At 40.7% G+C, this 21,294-nt stretch carries 19 protein-coding genes and 1 tRNA gene; 2 read left to right on the forward strand and 18 right to left on the reverse strand.

Annotation, left to right across the window (positions count from 1 at the left end; all coding sequences use genetic code 11):
* Positions 1-11: 11 nt before the first annotated feature.
* From A3M5_RS23795 to A3M5_RS0112325, 5 genes are all read right to left on the reverse strand, one after another.
* Positions 12-1,751, reverse strand: a complete 1,740-nt coding sequence (locus A3M5_RS23795) for a GAF domain-containing protein (protein WP_018394086.1) — start codon at positions 1,749-1,751, stop codon at positions 12-14.
* A 661-nt stretch (positions 1,752-2,412) separates the two neighbouring features.
* Positions 2,413-3,717 carry an ammonium transporter gene (locus tag A3M5_RS0112310; RefSeq protein WP_018394087.1) on the reverse strand — a complete coding sequence of 435 codons (1,305 nt, stop codon included), beginning with the start codon at positions 3,715-3,717 and terminating at the stop codon, positions 2,413-2,415.
* Position 3,718: 1 nt separating this feature from the next.
* Positions 3,719-4,081, reverse strand: a complete 363-nt coding sequence (locus A3M5_RS0112315; RefSeq protein ID WP_026221708.1) for a P-II family nitrogen regulator — start codon at positions 4,079-4,081, stop codon at positions 3,719-3,721.
* A gap of 366 nt (positions 4,082-4,447) precedes the next feature.
* Positions 4,448-4,573: a hypothetical protein gene (locus tag A3M5_RS26455; protein WP_018394089.1), complete on the reverse strand. Its 126-nt coding sequence runs from the start codon at positions 4,571-4,573 to the stop codon at positions 4,448-4,450.
* A gap of 523 nt (positions 4,574-5,096) precedes the next feature.
* Entirely contained in the window at positions 5,097-6,134 is a 1,038-nt protein-coding gene (locus tag A3M5_RS0112325) for a hypothetical protein (RefSeq protein ID WP_155894711.1), read from the reverse strand.
* A 1,650-nt stretch (positions 6,135-7,784) separates the two neighbouring features.
* Between A3M5_RS0112325 and cotR the strand changes: the two genes are divergently transcribed.
* Entirely contained in the window at positions 7,785-8,741 is a 957-nt protein-coding gene (gene cotR / locus A3M5_RS0112340; RefSeq protein ID WP_018394093.1) for a sporulation hydrolase CotR, read from the forward strand.
* 642 nt (positions 8,742-9,383) lie between these two features.
* Here the strand turns inward: cotR and A3M5_RS0112345 are convergent.
* The 11 genes from A3M5_RS0112345 to A3M5_RS0112400 form a co-directional block, all read right to left on the reverse strand.
* On the reverse strand, positions 9,384-10,382 hold the full coding sequence (locus A3M5_RS0112345; protein WP_018394094.1) for a tyrosine-type recombinase/integrase: 999 nt from the start codon (positions 10,380-10,382) through the stop codon (positions 9,384-9,386).
* A 158-nt stretch (positions 10,383-10,540) separates the two neighbouring features.
* Positions 10,541-10,617: transfer RNA gene (locus A3M5_RS0112350), tRNA-Arg, on the reverse strand.
* 152 nt (positions 10,618-10,769) lie between these two features.
* Positions 10,770-11,279, reverse strand: coding sequence for a metallophosphoesterase (locus A3M5_RS0112355; protein WP_018394095.1), 510 nt, complete (start codon positions 11,277-11,279; stop codon positions 10,770-10,772).
* Positions 11,276-11,884, reverse strand: a complete 609-nt coding sequence (locus A3M5_RS0112360; RefSeq protein WP_018394096.1) for an XTP/dITP diphosphatase — start codon at positions 11,882-11,884, stop codon at positions 11,276-11,278. Before A3M5_RS0112360 ends, A3M5_RS0112355 begins: the two co-directional genes overlap by 4 nt.
* Positions 11,881-12,636 carry a ribonuclease PH gene (rph, locus tag A3M5_RS0112365; RefSeq protein WP_026221710.1) on the reverse strand — a complete coding sequence of 252 codons (756 nt, stop codon included), beginning with the start codon at positions 12,634-12,636 and terminating at the stop codon, positions 11,881-11,883. Before rph ends, A3M5_RS0112360 begins: the two co-directional genes overlap by 4 nt.
* Before the next feature lie 69 nt (positions 12,637-12,705).
* A complete protein-coding gene (locus A3M5_RS22960) occupies positions 12,706-13,725 on the reverse strand; it encodes a GerMN domain-containing protein (RefSeq protein ID WP_018394098.1) in 1,020 nt (339 codons plus the stop codon).
* A gap of 77 nt (positions 13,726-13,802) precedes the next feature.
* Positions 13,803-14,597 carry a glutamate racemase gene (racE, locus tag A3M5_RS0112375; RefSeq protein WP_018394099.1) on the reverse strand — a complete coding sequence of 265 codons (795 nt, stop codon included), beginning with the start codon at positions 14,595-14,597 and terminating at the stop codon, positions 13,803-13,805.
* A 173-nt stretch (positions 14,598-14,770) separates the two neighbouring features.
* Positions 14,771-14,977 carry a helix-turn-helix domain-containing protein gene (locus A3M5_RS0112380; protein WP_018394100.1) on the reverse strand — a complete coding sequence of 69 codons (207 nt, stop codon included), beginning with the start codon at positions 14,975-14,977 and terminating at the stop codon, positions 14,771-14,773.
* 212 nt (positions 14,978-15,189) lie between these two features.
* A complete protein-coding gene (sdhB, locus tag A3M5_RS0112390) occupies positions 15,190-15,957 on the reverse strand; it encodes a succinate dehydrogenase iron-sulfur subunit (protein WP_018394102.1) in 768 nt (255 codons plus the stop codon).
* Positions 15,957-17,723, reverse strand: a complete 1,767-nt coding sequence (sdhA, locus tag A3M5_RS0112395; protein WP_018394103.1) for a succinate dehydrogenase flavoprotein subunit — start codon at positions 17,721-17,723, stop codon at positions 15,957-15,959. Before sdhA ends, sdhB begins: the two co-directional genes overlap by 1 nt.
* Positions 17,724-17,799: 76 nt before the next feature.
* Complete coding sequence (locus A3M5_RS0112400) at positions 17,800-18,408, reverse strand: succinate dehydrogenase cytochrome b558 subunit (protein ID WP_018394104.1); 609 nt, start codon at positions 18,406-18,408, stop codon at positions 17,800-17,802.
* A 220-nt stretch (positions 18,409-18,628) separates the two neighbouring features.
* Between A3M5_RS0112400 and A3M5_RS0112405 the strand changes: the two genes are divergently transcribed.
* Entirely contained in the window at positions 18,629-19,063 is a 435-nt protein-coding gene (locus A3M5_RS0112405) for a YslB family protein (protein WP_018394105.1), read from the forward strand.
* Positions 19,064-19,136: 73 nt separating this feature from the next.
* Here A3M5_RS0112405 and uvrC read toward each other — a convergent pair whose 3' ends face one another.
* Both uvrC and trxA read right to left on the reverse strand, forming a co-directional pair.
* Positions 19,137-20,912: an excinuclease ABC subunit UvrC gene (gene uvrC, locus A3M5_RS0112410; RefSeq protein ID WP_018394106.1), complete on the reverse strand. Its 1,776-nt coding sequence runs from the start codon at positions 20,910-20,912 to the stop codon at positions 19,137-19,139.
* 60 nt (positions 20,913-20,972) lie between these two features.
* Positions 20,973-21,287, reverse strand: coding sequence for a thioredoxin (trxA, locus tag A3M5_RS0112415; protein ID WP_018394107.1), 315 nt, complete (start codon positions 21,285-21,287; stop codon positions 20,973-20,975).
* Positions 21,288-21,294: the final 7 nt, after the last annotated feature.

Below are 21,294 nucleotides of genomic sequence, written 5' to 3' on the forward strand. Positions count from 1 at the left end.
CTGGGCCGGAATTACGATTTGGATTGCGAACTTAACGTTAACTGTTTTGCTTTTTCTTCTAGAATGTTTTTTACTTTTTTTACTTCTTTTGCTTTCTGTTCCGATTTTTGATATTGCTCTTCTAATTGTTCATTAACGGCTCTTAGCTGCGGTTGCTGGGATTGAAGCTTTTCCGATTGGCTCTGTAATTCTTCTGTTAAAGCCTGTGATTCTTGAAGCAATTTTTCTACTTGCATATGCCCTAAAATACTTTGTATGTTGATACCCAGATTACTCACTACCTCTTGTAGCAACATTTCTTCTAGATGACTAAACGATTGAAAGGAGGCTAATTCAATAACAGCCAATACTTCTCCTTGAAATTCTGCTGGAATAACTGTTACATGGGAGGGCTGCTTTGAACCCAGGCCAGACGTGATTTTTATATAGTCTTTCGGAATTCGATTAAGAACAATTATGCGATTTTCCAGTGCACATTGTCCGACGATTCCTTCCCCTAGATGAAAGCTGCTGGCCCCTATATCCCCTTGTCGAGTATCGGCATAGGCAGCAAGCTTCTGAAAGATCCCCTTATCATCTTTCACATAGATCACGGCATACGTTGCGCGTACCATAGGAGTAATCTTGGTGATAAGCTGGCGGGCTAACGTCTCTATGTTATCTATTCCAGAATACATAGTGGCAATTTCAGCAATTTTCGTTTTTAACCAGCTCTGTTCCTCTGCACTATCTTTTAAACCCATCAATTGAAGCTGTACAACTTCCAGTTCTTCCGTTCTCTCTTTAAGCTTACGAACTAATATGTCATTTTCAAAAATCGTAATTACTTGCCGAATAATAATTAAACATAAAAGAATTGCTCCACCGATAAAAAAACTTAAAATGGATTCTTTTTTAGTTAATGCAAGAAAAAGTAAAATTAGTAAGCTTAAGAATGGTAACAGTGTTTGACTGATGTAAAATAGTTTCGAGAACTTATTTTCTTTTTGAGGGACATTGTTAACTTTCCCACTATAAAAACTAGAAATGCCTATTAACAATAGACAAATGTTCCAGACCGGACTTAAATAGGTAATATCATCGCTATACGTGTAATATATAGACTGATATACATAATAGGTTTCGGCCATTGTATAAATAGTTATTCCTATTGTATTTAAAATTAATAAAACATTTGGAAATAATGACTTAGAAGTGAGAAACAGTAAAATAATACCTAGCAATACGCCTAAAATAGCTACTGGATAACTTAATGAAACTATAAGTTCAAACCTTGTGGATGCCTGAGATAATAAGGGATTTAGGAAATAAACCCAACCAATGGTTGTTAATAAGGTCATTATTATAAAGCAGTCGAAAAAGACTTGAATCATGCGATACTTTTTTCCTGCTACATATACTTTATAAAAAACAGCAATGCTGTACATGAATACAAATACATTGTAAAACAAATTTGCCCATCCTGGGAATGGATCATCTATTCCCAAATAATATTCACGGTATCTCCATATTAACTCACCAATCAAATAACCAAAACACCCAATAAAAATAATACCCCAAAAGTTTTTCTCCTCTTTTTCCTTTATCCGTTGTAAAGAGGATCCTATAATTATGAGTGTAAGCATAGGCCCTGTAATGGCTATAATAAACCCAACTAGTTTTAAATCGTGCCTTAGTGAAATCCACGTATAGAAAATTAACACATAAATTATAGTGACTATAATAGACTGTTTTTTTTGCAATGGAATCATGAGTGATCACCTTTCTATAAAGCTTTGTTCTGAGATCATTGGTTTAATTAGTAAATTAAAGAGATGAAATATGTTCGTCAGGATTAATATTCCATAAACAAACGATAAAAAGGACACACTCTTGTAAGTAAAATGTAAGTACCACAAACATTTAAGAAAAGAGGCGTCCCTTACGAAGCAGAATACTATGTTTCTAGTCCTAATTTAATATGTTTTCTAGACTAACACCTTATCTTAAATCTAAACCTTAGGCAAGCAGCTTTTCTCTCTTTTCCGTTATCAATTCATTATTTTCTATCCATCTTTCTGGATTGTCAACACTACATTGGCCAGCTTTTTCAAAAGAAAAAGTATCCCTTTTCTTTTTGTCTAATAAAAAAACCTCCATCAGTAGGGAAGTCATTAACGGATAAATTTCATAGATGACCGTTATATGGACCGTTTCCATAAATAAATTAAAGTGCGTTTAAGAAAAAAGACGATCCGCACCATTACATGTCAGACCGCCTTCTTAATTTATCCGTGTAAAAAAGGGAGGATATCATTGTGCTAAAGTTACAAACAGATCTTGAAGGGAAGAAAGCCTACAAAAGAGACACTGCATGATCGAATAAACAAATAACAAAAATCGACTCTCAGCATAACTGAGAGCATTCTTTCATTATTGATTAATTGTTTTTGCTTTTGGTGCGACGACAGTAACACCTGTCGTTTCTTCAAAATTATACAAGTTGACTGGAACGTCTATGAAACGTTCGAGTTCGTTGTAAGCCGGGATACCGTGGTACGACATATCGAGTCCTTCGATTTCTTCTTTTTTCGTCGCACGAAGACCAACTGTTGCTTTAGCAAGATACGCAATGAATAGTCCACTGGCAAAGCCCCACGCACATACAGTAAATGCGCCGATTAGCTGAACTTGCAAAAGCTCAGATTGACCTGTTGTGAAAAGACCATCTGTTATATCGAACAAACCAACTGCGATTGTACCGAATAATCCGTTAAAGCCATGTACCGCAACTGCCCCAACCGGGTCATCTACTTTCATTCGATCAATTAATAATGTACCGAAGACAACGATTACACCACCGATTGCGCCGATTAAGATGGCACTCATTGGCGCAACGAACGCGCAGCCTGCTGTTACCGCAACCAATCCGGATAAAATCCCATTAATCGTCATACTTGGATCCGTTTTTCCATAACGGAACAATGTCAATAAAAGGGCCATCGTACCACCAGATGCACCAGCGAGCATGGTATTGAGTGCGATGACGGCAAGTGACGCGTTGGAGGCATCAAGTGTGCTGCCGGCATTGAAACCGAACCAGCCGAACCATAAAAGGAAGGCGCCCGCTGATGCGAGTGGAATATTACTTGGTACAAAGACATTGACACTGCCGTCGCCGTTAAATCGGCCTTGACGTGGCCCAAGTACAATCGCCATGGCGAGTGCTAAAAAGCCACCCATGCCGTGAATAACCGCTGAGCCTGCAAAATCTTTCATACCGAGCTTGGCGAGCCAGCCGTCTGCATTCCATACCCAATGACCGGAAAGCGGATAGACAATCGACGTAAGGAGTATAGCTGTTACTATATAGGCTTTAAAATTCATTCGTTCTGCAAGTGCCCCAGAAACAATGGATACACAAGCAATCGCAAAGCCGATTTGGAATAATACGAATGCTGCACCTGGAAGTTCCATTCCTAATTCAATTTGTTCTGGTGCACCGAATAAACTTGTGCCAATGAATCCGCCGGCATCCTCTCCAAACATAATGCCAAATCCAACTACCCAGAATGTAAGTACTGCAATCGTCAAGTCGACGAAAATTTTCATCGTTACGTTTACTGCATTTTTCGTCCGTACAAGACCTGCTTCAAGTAAACTAAATCCGCCTTCCATTAATAACACCATCGCTGCTGCAATGATAACCCAGACGGTATTCAAATAAATAAGTTCCATCTTACTCCACCCCATCTTCTGCTAGTTCCGTAATCGTTGTATCAATTTGTTTTGTCCGAATATTGTATGCTTCCATGACAGGATACACAAAAATTTTCCCATCGCCGGCTTCACCAGTGTACGCTGCGTTCATCACCGTTTTGATAACGCCTTCCACCATAAAATCGGATACGATAATTTCCATCTTTACTTTTGGATGCAAATTAACTTTGTAATTTCGTCCCCTGTATACTCCGCTGCCATCCACTTGTTGACCTCGTCCCACGACTTGGGTGACTGTAAAAGCCGTTACACCGATGTCGTTGAGTCCATTAATCGTGTTTGATAACATTTGAGGACGAATAATCGCTTCTACTTTTTTCAAAATAATCACATCCACTTTTTTGAATTTCTTCCGATACATCTATATTAATTATCAATCTGCATGTAAACAATGTCTTTTTGATATCTAAATCATCTTATTTGGGAAACAGTAATCAAATTGAATGAGAATGAAGATTAACTTGGCGACAAGTTGAAGATAAAAGTGCTAACAGGAAAAGAAAAAAGACGATCCGCACCATTACGTGACAGACCGCCTTCTTGATTTCTTATGGATGGCGTCCCAGGAGGGATTCGAACCCCCGACCGACGGCTTAGCTTACCACTATGACTTTCGCCACCATACACAGGCATCTATTGATTTTACTGTACATTTTCAATTGGGAAGTGATACGGTCATTTTACAAACTTAGACCGTTGATTGACTTCCTTTAAACAATGAAGCCATATCCTCACTAGAAAAGTTTTCAGCAATAAAATTTATCAGAGCACCGTTTATGTTCAAATGCTTTAACATTAAAAGTTCTTTAAGCATAGAAATTCCCCCAAAGCTCGTTCTCCGAACAAATATTATAATATTATTCCAACAAATCAGCAGAGTTTCAAAATTCTCTTATCGAGGAGGTTTGTCTGAGCGCACCTAGATTTTTTTCACAAAATGAATTTAAGCAAGGGCTCTACAGAAATAACAGAAACAAATTCTATGCTAACATTTCTGTTTACGTCTCATGATCTAATTAAATCATTAATAAGTTTTAATTCCTATAAATTTCGTCTTATTATTTCTGTACAGAGCTATGCTTCCTTCTTTGTATTCAAACACTTTCACATAAGTTAATAAATGCTTTATTTTATATGAATAATTGCTGAAAAAAGCGGTAACTAGTGTAAATACTCAATATAGTTGCAATAACTTGTTCACAATTGAAAAGTCTAAATCAATAGATTATGTAACTAGTTTTATTAAAATTTCAGTTTGGATTTGTGTTTGTAGCGGTTTGTGTTTGGATGGATATGACCGCTATGAGGTTTTGTGTAGTTTATGTTAGGAGTGTTTCTTACAACTGCCATTCATGTTTCCATTCGCCATTTTCTTTTCTGTATTTCTCAATGTTAGATGGATTATTTTTTATTTCAAACATTGGCGCATAACCATGCCCCTGAATATCAGTCACTTGGTAGAAGAAAACTTTCTGCGGTGGTGAGGATTTGTCATAATCAGCGTATTTAATCAGTACATCATCCACTAGCAATACAATATCTTTGCTTTCTTCAATCATTTGTTGAGCCACTGGTTCCAACTCTTGTTCTTTAGCTTCTTCAAACTTCTGCGCATCTCTTTTAATTTGTGCTTCCGCTTCGCTTCTCAAATTTTCCATAATCCACTTACCTTTATCTGATTTAGAGACACGAGCAATAGCTTTCTCTGCGGCTGTGATAATCTTTTTATCGTCTGTTGTAAGGTAGACCACAAAATCATCAACTGTATAATCGGTGCGCTGTTTATTAAACCATTGGTGATTATGTTCAGCGATGCTAAGTACATCATGCACTTTTTCTTCTTCAATAATCTTTTGTACTACTGGTGATTTTTCTTCTGCAACTGCCGTTTCTTCAAGTTCACTTAGTTTCTTGACGAATGGCTTAGTTGAGTATGTGTTAGGGTCTTTGCTATTCATGCCATTCCAGTTACCATCCATCTTATAGATGACTTTTCTTTCAATCGCATCTTTGATAATCGCAATTGCTCTTTTCTCTTTCACACCAAGCAATCCGCACCAGATGCTATAAGGGTAAACAGCGCCTTTCTCCCACTTTTTTACACTCACATAGGTGTAAAGGTCATATGGATTATTCAGCCTTTCAAATTCACTGTGACAAACTTTAGTGAAGTTTTTATTAACCCTATCTATGTATTCAACTCTCATGTACCTATCTTCATCCTCAACAATCTTGATGTATCCTTTGGATTCAAGTGATTGTGCAATCGTTTTAACTTTTGCTATGTGGCGGCTACTTGTCTTATCATTTAATAGGTTAGTTGTGTGTTGTACTAAATCATGTGAAATCCACGACGCGCCTAATTCATTTCTCATTATTACTGTATAAACAAGGCATCATTTGATACCATTGTAAATAGCTGTTTTGAATCTTTCATTTTAAATAAACTCCTTGATTATTAATCCTTTTATTATTTTTCTCTTGGCTCGTAATTTTCTATTGCTTTGGCAAGCTCCTCACACTGTTGAAACAGCCAGAATTTGTTGTTCGTGCGCTCGTGTCTTGCACAGAGTATAAAGCGCAATCCTTTATCATTGACTAGGTGAATCATAAAATTTGGGCTATAACAAAAGAAGAAGTCTTGCCCCGTAAGTTTTTCTTTCATCATTTTCATTTTCTTTCAATTTACCTCTGTTCTTTTTGCATATATACAGCATTTATGACAGAACACCTCTATCCTTTTTGTATATATACAGCATTTTTTTCCGTTACCTCTATCCTTTTTGTCGCTATATGCACAAAAAGGATAGAGTATACAGACAATACATGTTAAAGACAATACATACTAAAGAAATAGCGGGCTACGCCCTAGTATCGGGCTTGCGCCCTTTGTATCGTTTTTGGCTTGCGCCAAAGATTAGTTCACCTTCGGCTCATAGGTTCTTTTACAAATATCATTAATCACTCTTTCTTTTTCTGTATCCAATACTTGTTCTACGGCTATGTTTGTGTCCAACATAGGTTTTCGGCTCGGTTATCCAGTTTGTCCTCGTTGTGACGATTAACGTGAATTTGTGTTTGTAGGTTTGTGTTGAGGATGATATGTTTTACACTAATACGTGTGGATTCGGTGCGTGGTTGCTTTTCTTTCATGGTTATAATAAAAAAACATGACTTTGAGTCATGTTTACTTTGTAGCGCTTACATTTCTTGACCCTTGTTCCCAGAAAAAAGACAAGAGATTATGTTATGCAAACCTTCACAACTTATTCTTCTTCTGAATTAATTTATAATTGTTTTTCAGTCAAGTAGAACCCTTGACCTTGTAATAATTATACCATTTTTTTCAGTTTTCGTCCAATTTCCTCTTACATAATTATTGACAATACAATAAATTAATGTTATGTCAAAAACCATCTCTTTTAAGGGTATTTTATGAAATTTTTCTCCATTCTTTCTAAAGACTTAATAAAAAGTTTTATCTAAAGGTTCTGTCAAACGTTAGGATTAATATTTCATCAAAAAAAGAACGCGTTTATGAGTTCTTCTTGTAAGCATATTCTTCACAATCCTGTTGTTGGAAAAGCGACCTCCATCTTGAAGGATCGCACGATATTTAATAATAATAATCAATAACCTTTTGTGCACAAGGTTGCAAAATAACCTGTTTGAGGACGGAATAGGTAGCTGTCGCCCTCGTTGGAGATCGGGATTGTCACCCCGCTAAAATCTTGCATGCTAGGAAGCCGTAGCCCACCGCTATGGCTTTTTTATTTTCTTTCAAGTTTTTTTTGGTTGTACTTTCTGACTTTCTCATCACCCATTACAAACAAAGTACGTGCATAATAATTCCCGTTTAGCTTGCCCGTACTGCCACTCAAACGTAGTCTCCTCTATCCTCGCCGTAGTTTTTTTATATATTCGATGAAGTCTTTCCTTGGATGTTTAGCTACATAATCCGGCTCCTGAAAAATAAACATATACTGAATGATACTTGTGACCAGATTAGAAAGGAGAAATCAGCTTTGACAAAATATCGGATCATGTCCTTTGATGGAGGCGGCACCTTAGGTGCTTTAAGTTTACAACTTTTGAACAGACTGGCTCAGCAAAACCCAAAATTAATTAGTCGAACCAATGTTTTTTCGGGAAATTCAATCGGTTCATTCACTGCCCTTGCGTTAGCAAGTGGAAGATCGCCGAAGGAGACACTCCAGTTTTTTAAGGATAAAGTCCTGCCGGCATTCAGCGTTTCCCGACCAGGTGGACCTGTTTTTAACCAACAATTACCATACTCTGGTTTCATTAAAGCAGTACGAACATTTTTTCCACCAGACCTTCTCCTCAAAGACTTAAAAAGACGAATTGTTGTTCCTGCATTTCATTTATTCTCACCGGAGCTGAATCGTTGGACTCCTGTGTTATTCCACAACTTTCCTGGCTCTCCCTATTTTAATGAGAAAGCGAGTGATGTAATACTACGGAGCAGTGGTGCTCCCGCGACGCAAAGAGCCTATCAAAACTACGTGGATGGGTATACAGTAGCAACTAACCCCAGTACAGCCAGTATCGCGTTTGCAGTGGGGAAAGCCAAACAGCCGTTGGATCAAATTGCGGTATTATCCATTGGAACAGGTGAAGAGCCGACTCAATTAAGAAGAGATACGAGGGGGTGGGGGATGGTGAGTGCAGATAACATACGCCCCGAAAATATGAAGAACCTTCCCCCAAATTGGGGAGTTCTTTTGGACCGATCGCCCAATGAACCCTTACTGCCATTTCTTCAGATTATCTCTAGTGGATCCGGTTACTATGAATCCATGGTCAGTTCTCAGCTTCTAGGAAATCGTTTTTTTCGGTTAAATCCACGGATCCCTAATTTCTCCAAAACGGACCCTTCTGTGGTTCCCGCTGTCATTTCAATTGCTAACAAAACAAATTTACAACCTGCAGTTCAATTTATAGAGAAAAACTGGAATTAATATAATTATCCCATAAATCTGATTAATTTTTTTATTGCAAGCATTTGGATTTTTTATAAAAAACAGCCAAACTGGCTGTTTTTATTTATTTAGTTCTTCTTCAACTAAACTGCCCGTTAGTTCAATAAGAAAATCAACAACACTATTTAACAGAGCCTATCTAAAAGAAAAATTCCTGTGAGGGAAGAGCGAAGCCCACCGAACGGATTGAGGTAGTGAGCGCAGCGAACAATAGAAGAGCGCAAGCGAAAAAAGGTAGGATAGAGCGTAGCGACTAATCGTTTCTATCTTTATTTCGTTTCACTATATTCAAAACAATATGTAAAAAATGCTCTGATTTAGTGCATAAATTACGGTCCTATTTTTCAACATCTGTGGGCTGGTAAGATAAAATCAGAATTTTATCATACACAAAACATACGCAAAAACCCTCTCTTTTAAGGGGATTTCTAATAGTTTTTAAATTGAGCATACGAACGTTATTTAACACAGACTCGACGGATGATAGTGCTGTAATCCTCTCAATAAAGAGCATTGGGTCAATGGGTGAAAAGCGCGCCCTACTCACTTATATATTCATTTCTAACTAATGAAAAAGAAAAAACACGCCATTAATTGACGTGTCATGATTGCGCTTCGTATTCACAAATATCGCCGCAAATTATCCACTACTTCGTTCATGTCTAAATACAAATATTTTGTCGTTACCGCAATATCAGAATGACCAAGTGCTTTAGAAATAACTGCAACGTTTGCCCCTTTATCTAATAAATTCTTTGCAAATCCCCTACGCAAAGCGTGAGGATTAATATTCTTCAATCCATACATTTTGCTGTATTTATGCAACCTCTTTTGAATGTTGTTATGTGTCGGTGAAGTAAAAATGGCATCCCCATATTTTGTGATAAATAAAAGTTGATTATGTTTACGGTACTCTTTACGAATAATCGGATTTTGTTTAATCAAAACACCCAGAAGGTTTCCCAACATTTCGTCAAATGGCAGTTTTAAACTTTGATGATTTTTCATAATGCCGCCATCAAGCATCAATACATTTTCATTTAAATTAATATGTCGCTCTTCAAGTTGTGAAAGTGTATTGATTCTAATGCCTGTTTTATACATCATAAGCACCGCTACAGCGTCTCTTAGCTCGATAAAGCTGTTTAGGTCTAACACAGACAACAAAACGTTTATTTCGCTGTCTGTAGCCCCTTCCTTTACTTTCTGATCGACTTTTATATTCACCGTTTTCCAAAACTTTGTTTTAATCCATCCATTATCAAAACATCTTGAAAGAAAGGCTTTAAAGCATTTTAATCTGGTTAGTTTCGTTTGATTGCTGACCTTCATGCTATCCAGCCATTGATAAATGCTTTCGACTGTAATATCAGATACATTTTCCACCTTTGTGACAGTCTGAAAATGCTCCACATGAAGGACATAATCGCTAATTGTTCTGGCTCTGTTTCCACTTATCTTCATTTGACGTATAATGACTTCGATAGCGGCTTTAACCGTCATAGAATCACTTAATACTCCAGATTGTTTAGAATCCTTTTTAGGCGTATTTTTGGCTGTTTCAGTCCATATCTTTCTTACATCGACATTTACATCAAGTATCCCTTTCTTCTTCGTCATAACAAAAAACACCTCCATTTTAAGTGAAGTCAATAACGGGCAAAATTCTCAGTTGACCGTATCACCGACCGTTTCACTTCAAACAATGAAAGTGTATGTTAAAGAAAAAGACGATCCGCACCATTACGTGTCAGACCGCCTTCTTGATTTCTTATGTATGGCGTCCCAGGAGGGATTCGAACCCCCGACCGACGGCTTAGAAGGCCGTTGCTCTATCCAGCTGAGCTACTGAGACATCCTTAAAGACAATATTTATAATAGCAATGAGTGGAAGAGATGTCAATAGGAATTTAAATATAAATGCGGTAAGGGCACTTTATCTTGATTCTGACCACTCGTTTTTAAAAAGCCCCGCATGAAACGTGCGGGGCACCCGCTTCCTATCAATCAGCGGTTAAATTTTGTTTGCATTTCTTCAATTTCATGATGTTTTTCATCATAAAAGCGGACGACCGTTTTTTTCTTGTCCACTTCTACAATGGCATACGTTTTTTCACGGCGGCCTTTAGGGAGCGAGATACTGCCTGGGTTTAAGTATATGACACCATCCTGCTGTTCGACGCCCGCTGTATGTGTGTGACCGAAGAAAACGAATTCAGCACTGTTTTCTTTCGCTTTATACGATAGATTCAAGAGTGTCATTTTCACATCATATCGATGACCATGCGTGACGAATACGCGGGCATCTTCAATGCTCTCTAACACATCATTTGGAAACTGATCTTCCATATCGCAATTCCCTCGCACAATCGTATAGCCTTCTAGAGCAGGATCGTCTGCGTTAAGCTCCGAGTCGCCGCAATGAATCATCGCATCGACTTTGTTTGCATAGCGGCGTTTCAAATCTGTTAAAACTGTATTCCATCCGTGGCTATCACTGACAACAAGCAGTTTCATTTCAGTTCACCTTCCAATTCGGTTAAGGATACCTGTAATTTTCGAAGGGCATTTGCCCGATGGCTGATCTTATTTTTTACATCTGGCTCAAGTTGCGCCATTGTTTGATCAAATCCATCTGGAATAAATAACGGATCATATCCGAATCCATTTGTGCCGCTTTCTTCATAAGCAATGCGGCCCTCACAGTTACCTTCTACTATTATAGGTTCCCGATCGTCTGGAAATGAAACCGCGAGAACACATTTAAAACGGGCGCTTCGGCGATCATCTACTGCTCCAGCCATTTCCTTAAGAACTTTCCTATTGTTCGCTTTGTCATCTTTATCAATCCCTGCATATCGAGCGGAATAGACGCCTGGTCTGCCGTCTAAGGCATCGATGACGAGTCCGGAGTCATCCGCAATGGCTGGCTGGCCAGTTAAGCGGGCGGCTGATTCTGCTTTTAAGAGCGCGTTTTCTTCAAACGTTTCGCCTGTTTCTTCTACGTCCGGCAGTTCTGGGTAGTCGATTAATGTTTTGACAGTGATTCCATATGATTCGAACAATTGTACAAATTCTTTTGCTTTTCCACTGTTTTTCGTGGCAATTATAACTTCGTTCACTGCTCGGCCTTCCTTTCATTAATAAGGTCTGCCGCAACGCCAAGAACGTCTGACTGAGTCTCGAAAAGTTCTTTCATTCCAGATTGCGCGGCTTCGAGTAGCTGCTGTAGTTCATTCATCGAAAATGTCGCCTCTTCTCCGGTTCCCTGCACTTCGACAAATTGTCCTGATCCCGTCATGACGACATTCATATCGACTGCAGCCGTGCTGTCTTCTTCATAATTTAAATCTACCACGACACCGTGCTCTTTGATGATTCCCACACTTGTCGCTGCCAAAAAATCAGTAATTGGATACGCCTGAAAATCCTTTTCAATGGCAAGTTTATGAAGTGCCAAAGTCATCGCTATAAATGCACCGGTAATGGCCGCTGTTCTCGTTCCACCGTCTGCTTGAATGACATCACAGTCGATCCACACAGTACGTTCGCCAATGACGTCAAGATCGACGACAGCCCGGAGCGCTCTGCCGATTAGACGCTGAATTTCCATCGTTCGTCCGGTTACTTTTCCTTTCGTCGATTCACGCATGTTGCGCTGTCCTGTCGCACGAGGAATCATGGCATATTCGGCCGTTACCCATCCTTTGCCGCTCCCCCGCATAAAAGGAGGTACACGATCTTCAATGCTCGCTGTACAGATCACTTTCGTTTGACCGACTGAAATTAAAACCGATCCTTCCGGATGTGTTAGAAAATGGGGTTCAATCGTTACTGGTCTCAGTTCATATTCCGTTCGTCCATCTATGCGCATCATTCATAACCTCCGTTTTTACTTCGTCCGTTGTCCATTTTCCGGAATTTGCGCGCATCTGTCAAATCTTCATTCTGCTGAAACAATACTTTGTTGATTGATAAACAATGGAGCCGTGATAGAAGCTGGTACTTGTTCACCCGTTTCAAGCTTTACATTTGATTTCCCATCTACATGAATGGCCATGCTCTCAATGCCAGCTGATTCGGCAAGTGTTAACGCAAGCGGCTTTAGTACACGGCTGGAAAGAAGCGCTTCTCCGTTGTTTTCTAGAATGGCATCATTAAAATGCAACACAGCCAGTCCTTTTTGTACAGTAGGCGCCTCGACGAGTTTCGTTCCTGGCATGAGCTCGGAAGCAAGGCCGCTTCCCGCATCTGGTCCTTTTGATAGTTCAGCTACTGCTGCTGAAACAAGATCCTTTGTATCAGCTGAAATTCGACGCGTCACCGGCACATAATACGGCCCCTGTTCATTTTGTGCAGAAAAATAGACGGTTAATGGTTTCGTTGCACCTGTTTTGGCATAGCTTGCCCCCATATTAATACCATCTTCCCGCTGCATACCCGACGCTGCAATCGGCATTCCACCGATCGGCATCGTTTGCAATCTTTTTCCGTCCAATTCAATTTGAACGCGGTCTGCTTTCCCGAAACCTGTCACTGTCCATGTGATCGCTGCTGCAATATTCGCTTCATCTTCTGGTGCATAATCCGCAAACGCTCCCGACACGCTCACAACAGCTTCTTTCCCTTTTATTTCTACATTTTCAATAACCGTCCCTTCAGGCAGCGGTGTGCGGAATCCATTCCCAATTTCTCCTGCAGCCATGTACTGTAAGGCTGCTTTTTCTTCGTTATCAGCCTGTTCAATAGGCACTGCCTGTGGGACAACAAGATTATTCTCGTCGATTACATACAGTTCGGCCATGATCGTCTCGTCTGCCGATGCCGGACTGTCCACTTCTGATTCTGAATAGACAACGCGCTTCGGCAACTCATCTGTTTCGCTGTCCTGTCCAAATGGATAACTGCAGCCTGACATGACCATAATCGTGGCAACAAATGCTGCTTTCCGAAATAAACGCACACAGATCGCCCTCCTGAATATGCAATGGTACATGTATATGAACCGCTTTTTTTCGCAGAACAAAAAAAAAGCCGGCATTACGCCAGCTGAATGTTCTTAATTTGAATGGATGTGTCCCCGAGCCAGTCAGAGGCAATTGTATAAAACGATTTTGTACGACCTGTTGTAAAAAAACGATGTGCCGGCATTTCACCTTCAGCCATCATATCATTAAATTCAAGTATCGAACTGACACCATACGCTGTTTCATCGCCAGAACTAATGACCGATACATCTGGTCCCATGAATTCAGCAATAATCGGTTCTAATAGTGGATAGTGAGTGCATCCTAAAATAACCGTATCAGCAGGCGTTTTTTTCAGTGGCTGCAACGTTGCGGCTACAATTTCTTTTGCCCGTTCACTTCTATACTCACCGCTTTCAACAAGCGGCACAAAATCTGGACAGGCAAGCGGATAAATTTTCGCATCTGAATCTGTCGCGTTAATTGCTTTTTCATACGCACCGCTTTTAATCGTTCCTATCGTTCCAAGGACTGCTATATGGCGATTTTTCGTCTCTTTAATCGCCGCACGTGCCCCCGGCTGAATGACACCGACAACCGGAATCGGCATTTCTCTTCTGATCTCTTCTAATACAACAGCTGTCGCTGTATTACAGGCAATGACAAGCATTTTTATATCGTAACGTTCCAAAAAACGCGTCATTTCCCACGTGAACTTCCGTACTTCACCTGGCAGCCGCGGCCCATACGGACAACGAGCCGTATCACCTACATAATAAATCATTTCTTTCGGGAGCTGACGCATCATTTCTTTCGCTACTGTCAGCCCTCCGACACCCGAATCAATTACGCCAATTGGTTTGTTCAACAATTCCGCCTCGTTCCACTTTCATTTCAACTTATACTTTTACGAAGAAGACAATTTAGTCTGTTCCCTTCTTCATAAAAAAAATTCATCTTTCCTCGTATATTTTCCCTGTTTTTCGTCTAAAATGCAAGAGAACGGAAAAAGGGAAAAGCAGTGCTGGTTACCAGCACTGCTCATAAATTAATTTCACCAAGCCGCAGCAGTTCTACAATCGCCTGTGCACGTCCTTTTACACCAAGTTTTTGAATCCCATTCGAAATATGGTTTCGCACCGTTTTTTCGCTAATTCCGAGAAGCTGTGCAATATCATATGTCGATTTTCCGACAATAAGCCAGTCAAAGACCTCTTTTTCCCGTTTCGTTAAGATGGATGCAGCCACACACAATGTCACCCTTTCACAAGCCGGCCTTTATCGGTTAGCCGTCGCTACCATATCATATGCTTATGGTCTCAAATTGGTCGCGGCCATTTCCACTTATCCTTATGAGCGTCTCTTAAAATTTTGAAACAGGAGTCTTACTGCCCGTTAAAATGAGATAAATCTGCTGTACATACAAAAAACCTTCAGCGTTTGCTGAAGGTTTTTGATCATTAATCAACTGCATGGTCACTTCCAAAGAATCTACGGAATGAATGAACTGTTGCTTCACGGTTTAGTGCAGCAATCGATGTTGTTAATGGAATACCTTTTGGACAAGATTGCACACAATTTTGCGAGTTACCACAGCCCTCAAGGCCGCCTTCACTCATAATTGTTTCCAGACGTTCATCGCGATTCATTGCACCTGTTGGATGAGCATTGAATAATCTTACTTGTGAAAGCGGTTGAGCTCCGATAAAGTTAGATTTGCTATTTACGTTCGGGCACGCTTCAAGGCACACCCCACACGTCATGCACTTAGACAATTCATAAGCCCACTGGCGTTTACGCTCTGGCATACGCGGTCCGGGACCGAGGTCATATGTCCCGTCAATTGGCACCCATGCTTTGACGCGTTTCAACGTGTCAAACATACGGCTACGGTCGACCTGCAAGTCACGCGTAACCGGGAATGTATTCATCGGTGCGAGACGGATCGGCTGCTCGAGCTGATCGACAAGTGCCGTACAGGACTGGCGCGGTTTGCCATTAATATTCATTGAACATGCGCCGCATACTTCTTCAAGACAGTTCATATCCCATGTAATTGGAGTCGTTTTTTCACCTTTTTTATTGACCGGATTACGGCGAATTTCCATCAGTGCGGAAATAACATTCATATTCGGGCGGTAAGGTATTTCAAACTCTTCATTGTACGGAGCAGAATCAGCCGTATCCTGGCGTGTAACTATGAAGCGGACTGTTTTTTGCTCGTTCATTATTTTTTCTCCTCCTTAGTCTTCGTATAATCACGTTTACGAGGCGGAATTAGCGACACATCAATGTCTTCATAATGAAAAGCGGGCGCAGTATTTTCACCTGTAAATGCTGCCATTGTTGTTTTCATGAACTGATCATCGTTACGGTCCGGGAAGTCTGGCTTGTAATGCGCGCCGCGGCTTTCATTCCGGTTCAATGCACCGATCGTAATAACGCGGGCAAGGTGAAGCATATTCTTCAGCTGACGCGTAAACATCGCACCTTGATTGCTCCATTTTGCCGTGTCATTAATATCGATGTTTTTGTAACGCTCAAGCAATTCGACGATTTTATCGTCTGTTTTCTGCAGTTTATCATTATAGCGGACAACCGTTACGTTCGCCGTCATCCACTCACCTAATTCCTTGTGAAGAACGTATGCATTTTCTGACCCTTTGTTTAGTGACATAATGTCGTTCCACTTTTCTTCTTGCTGTTTCGCATGGTTGTCGAATATAGAAGAAGAGATGGAATCTGCACTTTTCTCTAAACCGCTAATATAACGCACTGCATTCGGTCCTGCGACCATACCACCATAAATAGCGGAAAGAAGCGAGTTCGCACCGAGACGGTTTGCTCCATGCTGTGAATAGTCACACTCACCAGCTGCAAATAGACCAGGAATGCTTGTCTGCTGTTCATAATCAACCCATAGCCCGCCCATTGAATAATGGACCGCAGGGAAAATTTTCATCGGCACTTTACGCGGATCGTCTCCCATGAATTTTTCATAGATTTCAATAATACCGCCCAGTTTAATATCAAGTTCATGCGGATCTTTATGAGAAAGATCAAGATAAACCATGTTTTCACCATTAATACCGAGTTTTTGATTTATACACACATCAAAAATCTCACGTGTTGCGATATCACGCGGCACAAGGTTTCCGTATGCCGGATATTTTTCTTCAAGGAAATACCACGGCTTCCCATCTTTATACGTCCAAATACGGCCGCCTTCACCACGCGCGGATTCACTCATTAAACGAAGTTTGTCATCGCCTGGAATCGCTGTCGGATGAATTTGGATAAACTCGCCATTTGCGTAGCTAGCACCTTGCTGATAAACGATGGATGCCGCAGAACCTGTATTGATCATCGAGTTCGTTGATTTGCCGAATATGATGCCAGGTCCGCCGGTTGCCATAATAACTGCGTCGCCCGGGAATGACTGAATATCCATCGTTGAAAGGTCTTGTCCAACGATCCCGCGGCAAATGCCTTCATCATCAATAATCGAACCGAGAAATTCCCAGCCTTCATATTTCGTCACAAGACCTTCTACTTCGTAACGGCGCACTTGCTCGTCAAGCGCATACAATAACTGCTGTCCCGTTGTCGCACCAGCAAATGCTGTCCGGTGATGCTGTGTACCGCCGAAACGACGGAAATCAAGAAGCCCTTCCGGTGTCCGATTAAACATAACACCCATGCGGTCAAGCAAGTGAATAATTCCCGGTGCAGCTTCTGCCATTGCTTTTACAGGTGGCTGATTGGCAAGAAAATCGCCGCCATAAACTGTATCATCAAAGTGGACCGCCGGAGAATCCCCTTCCCCTTTTGTATTAACAGCACCGTTAATACCGCCCTGTGCACAAACGGAGTGAGATCGTTTTACCGGAACAATTGAAAACAGCTCAACGGGTGTACCCGTTTCCGCCACCTTAATCGTAGCCATTAACCCAGCGAGACCTCCACCGACTATGATAACTTTACCTTTATTCATTGTGAGATTCACTCCCTTTTTTCCAGTTCTGCATTATATTTTTCTATTTACAGAAACCGATTGATTGCCGATATAATTAAACGAATGCGAAGATTGCACGCAAACCGATGATAGATAAAACGACAAAAACAATTAGTGTTGCATATGTAACGACTTGTTGCGAACGTGGTGATACAGCAATTCCCCAGCCAACACAAAACGACCATAGACCATTGGAAAAATGAAAAATAGCTGATAGTACACCGACTATGTAAAATACGAGCATGAATGGATTATTTAAAATATTCTCCATCATTTGAAAATCTACATCTGCCCCGAGTGCTGCCTGGACTCTTGTTTCCCAAACGTGCCATGCAATGAATACGAGTGTAATAACGCCTGACACACGTTGAAGCATGAACATCCAGTTTCGGAAATAGCCATGTGTTCCAACATTATTTTTCGCTGTAAACGCAATGTATAAACCGTAAATAGCGTGGAACAACAGCGGCAAGAAGATGACGAGTGACTCAAGTATTAGAACAAATGGCAAATTTGCCATAAAGTCAGCTGCTTGATTAAACTCATCTTCTCCTTTCGTCGCAAAATGATTGACGACTAAGTGCTGCGTCATAAACAACCCAATCGGAATGACACCGAGCAATGAGTGCAGCCTGCGGTAAAAAAACTCTCGATTGTCAGCCATCATTTTCCCTCCTTATTCTTGAAGCACAACACAAATATTTTCATTATTCGTATACTGCTTCACATGTTTAAATTACGATGTGACAAGCTTCATTTTACTCTCATAAAGTATAAGCGTCAAGGAAAGGTGGGCACATTTTTGTCCATACCCCGGAACAGAATTTGCTTTTTTCAAGTCTTGCAATTGTATATAATATCAGAGAGAAAGTGGGGAGTTTATTTTGACGAAAGAAAATGAAGAGCAGGAACAGATTGTACAGCCGGATTCGTCCGTCTCCGTTTTTGGTTATGAACTAATTCGCGATGTGCTTCTCGGCGATATTTTAGGAAGCGATGCCGCTGATATTTTATACTGGGGCGGCAAATCACTAGCCCGTCGTTTTCCTTGTGCAGACGTGGACGAGTTATCCGCTTTTTTTATAGAAGCCGGTTGGGGACAGATTGCACTTGTGAAAGAAAATAAAAAAGAATTGATTTATCGCTTATCCGGTGGGTTGACGAAACGACGATTTGATGTTCAAACTGATCCTGCTTTTACGCTTGAAAGTGGATTCTTAGCTGAGCAGATTGCGGCACGATTTGATGCTCCAGCGGAAGCGATCTGCCATTTAAATAAACGCGGTAAGCATGTTGATATTACTGTGAAATGGGAATAAATACAGCGGGCTGTCCACAATAGACAGCCTGCTTTGCTATGATACGACAGCGTGATTGTCCAAACGAAAGCCATTATTCTTCTCTCAATGCATTCAACACAGCATCCGCTGTTTTGTCCGGAATGCCCGCTGCAACAATTTCTTCTTTCGTTGCTTCTTTTAACTTTTTTAATGACCCGAATGTTTTTAATAGCTGCTTTTTCCGCTGTGGGCCAACACCTTCAATATCATCGAGTATAGACTGAAATGCACTTTTCCCACGGATTTGTCTGTGAAAGGTAATCGCGAATCGATGCACTTCGTCTTGAATACGCTGAAGCAAATAAAACGCCTGGCTATTATGTTTAAGCGGTACAATTTGTAGTGGGTTTCCGTATAATAGCTGCGATGTACGGTGCCGGTCATCTTTCGCAAGGCCGGCAATCGGAATATCGAGTCCAAATTCATTCATCAAAATATCACGTGCTGCTTCAATCTGCCCTTTTCCACCATCGATAATAATTAAATCAGGCAGCGGCAAATGTTCCTGCAGAACACGTGCGTAACGGCGGCGGATGACTTCACGCATTGACCCGTAATCATCCGGCCCTATCACCGTTTTAACTTTATATTTTCGGTACTCTTTTTTCTCCGCCTTCCCGTCGATGAATACGACCATTGCGGAAACAGGGGCCGTTCCTTGAATGTTTGAATTATCAAATGCTTCGATGCGCAAAGGTACATGAATATTCATCACTTCGCCGAGCTGTTCAGCTGCTTTAATGGTGCGTTCTTCGTCCCGGTCGATCAATGCGAATTTTTCACTCAGCGATGCTTTCGCATTATTTTCAGCAAGCTTCACAAGCTCTTTTTTCTTCCCTCTTTGCGGTTTGATCATCGGCACTCCAATAAGTTGTTCCGCTAAGTGTTCGTCTACTGCATTTGGCAGTAAAATTTCTTTCGGTTTAAAATGTTCCGGGGCTTCATAAAAACGCCCAAGATATGTTAAAAATTCTTCTTCCGGTTCACTGTAAATAGGGAATGTGGACACGTCGCGCTCGATCAATCTTCCCTGCCTGACAAAAAACACTTGTACACACATCCAACCTTTATCAACGGTGTAGCCAAAGACGTCACGGTCCGTAAAATCAGCCATGTTAATTTTCTGCTTTTCCATAAGCGTATCGATGTGTGATATTTGGTCACGATATTCTTTTGCCCGCTCAAATTCCAGCTTTTCAGCTGCTTCATTCATTTTATCGGTAAGTGTTTTTTTCACATCATGATGGCCACCATTTAAAAACCGAGTAATTTCTGCCGCCATTTCTTTGTACGTCGTGGTTGGTACATCTTTTATACATGGTGCGAGACACTGTCCCATATGGTAATAAAGACAGACGCGATCTGGCAGCGTCGAACATTTTCTAAGCGGATAAAGGCGATCGAGCAGCTTTTTCGTTTCATTTGCGGCATACGCATTCGGATAAGGACCAAAATACTTCGCTTTATCTTTTTTAACTTTTCGTGTAATCATTAAGCGCGGATGACGTTCAGCTGTCAGCTTAATAAACGGATAGCTTTTGTCATCTTTCAACATAATGTTGTATTTCGGATCATGTTTTTTAATTAAATTTAGCTCTAAAATAAGCGCTTCTAAATCCGATGACGTTATAATATATTCAAAATCAACAATTTCACTGACGAGACGAGTCGTTTTCACGTCATTTGAGCCAGTAAAATAGGATCGCACACGATTTTTCAATACTTTTGCCTTGCCCACATAAATAATCGTACCATGCCGATCTTTCATTAAATAACAGCCTGGTTCATCTGGCAAAAGAGATAATTTATGCCGGATTCGTTCATTCACTACGATCACCTCCTTCATACAAAAAAAGCGCCCCCGTTAAAGCGGGACGCCTCATGTTAATTATGCGTTGCGATTTATAAGCTCTTCAAGTGCTTCTTTTGGCTGGTAACCGATGACTTTGTCAACTGGCTGTCCATCTTTAAAAAGAATCAATGTTGGGATACTCATGACGCCATATTCGCCTGCTGTTTGTTGATTTTCGTCAACATCAAGCTTAACGATTTTCACTTTTTCACTAAGTTCCGAATGCAATTCTTCAAGAACCGGAGCGATCATTTTACATGGCCCGCACCAAGGTGCCCAAAAATCAGCGAGCACGAGGCCGCTGCCTGTTTCAGTTGCAAAGTTTTGATCAGTTGCTTTTACGATTGTCATGTATACA

Source organism: Bacillus sp. 37MA (assembly GCF_000372765.1).
Taxonomy (GTDB): domain Bacteria; phylum Bacillota; class Bacilli; order Bacillales; family Domibacillaceae; genus Domibacillus; species Domibacillus aminovorans.

Bases quoted from the DNA above. Each gene is read 5' to 3' on its own strand.
- A3M5_RS23795 (WP_018394086.1), bottom strand. From the start codon at position 1,751: ATGATTCCATTGCAAAAAAAACAGTCTATTATAGTCACTATAATTTAT.
- A3M5_RS0112310 (WP_018394087.1), bottom strand. From the start codon at position 3,717: ATGGAACTTATTTATTTGAATACCGTCTGGGTTATCATTGCAGCAGCG.
- A3M5_RS26455 (WP_018394089.1), bottom strand. From the start codon at position 4,573: ATGCTTAAAGAACTTTTAATGTTAAAGCATTTGAACATAAACGGTGCT.
- A3M5_RS0112325 (WP_155894711.1), bottom strand. From the start codon at position 6,134: ATGAGAAATGAATTAGGCGCGTCGTGGATTTCACATGATTTAGTACAA.
- A3M5_RS0112345 (WP_018394094.1), bottom strand. From the start codon at position 10,382: ATGACGAAGAAGAAAGGGATACTTGATGTAAATGTCGATGTAAGAAAG.
- A3M5_RS0112355 (WP_018394095.1), bottom strand. From the start codon at position 11,279: ATGAAACTGCTTGTTGTCAGTGATAGCCACGGATGGAATACAGTTTTA.
- rph (WP_026221710.1), bottom strand. From the start codon at position 12,636: ATGCGCATAGATGGACGAACGGAATATGAACTGAGACCAGTAACGATT.
- sdhB (WP_018394102.1), bottom strand. From the start codon at position 15,957: ATGAACGAGCAAAAAACAGTCCGCTTCATAGTTACACGCCAGGATACG.
- sdhA (WP_018394103.1), bottom strand. From the start codon at position 17,723: ATGAATAAAGGTAAAGTTATCATAGTCGGTGGAGGTCTCGCTGGGTTA.
- A3M5_RS0112400 (WP_018394104.1), bottom strand. From the start codon at position 18,408: ATGGCTGACAATCGAGAGTTTTTTTACCGCAGGCTGCACTCATTGCTC.
- trxA (WP_018394107.1), bottom strand. From the start codon at position 21,287: ATGACAATCGTAAAAGCAACTGATCAAAACTTTGCAACTGAAACAGGC.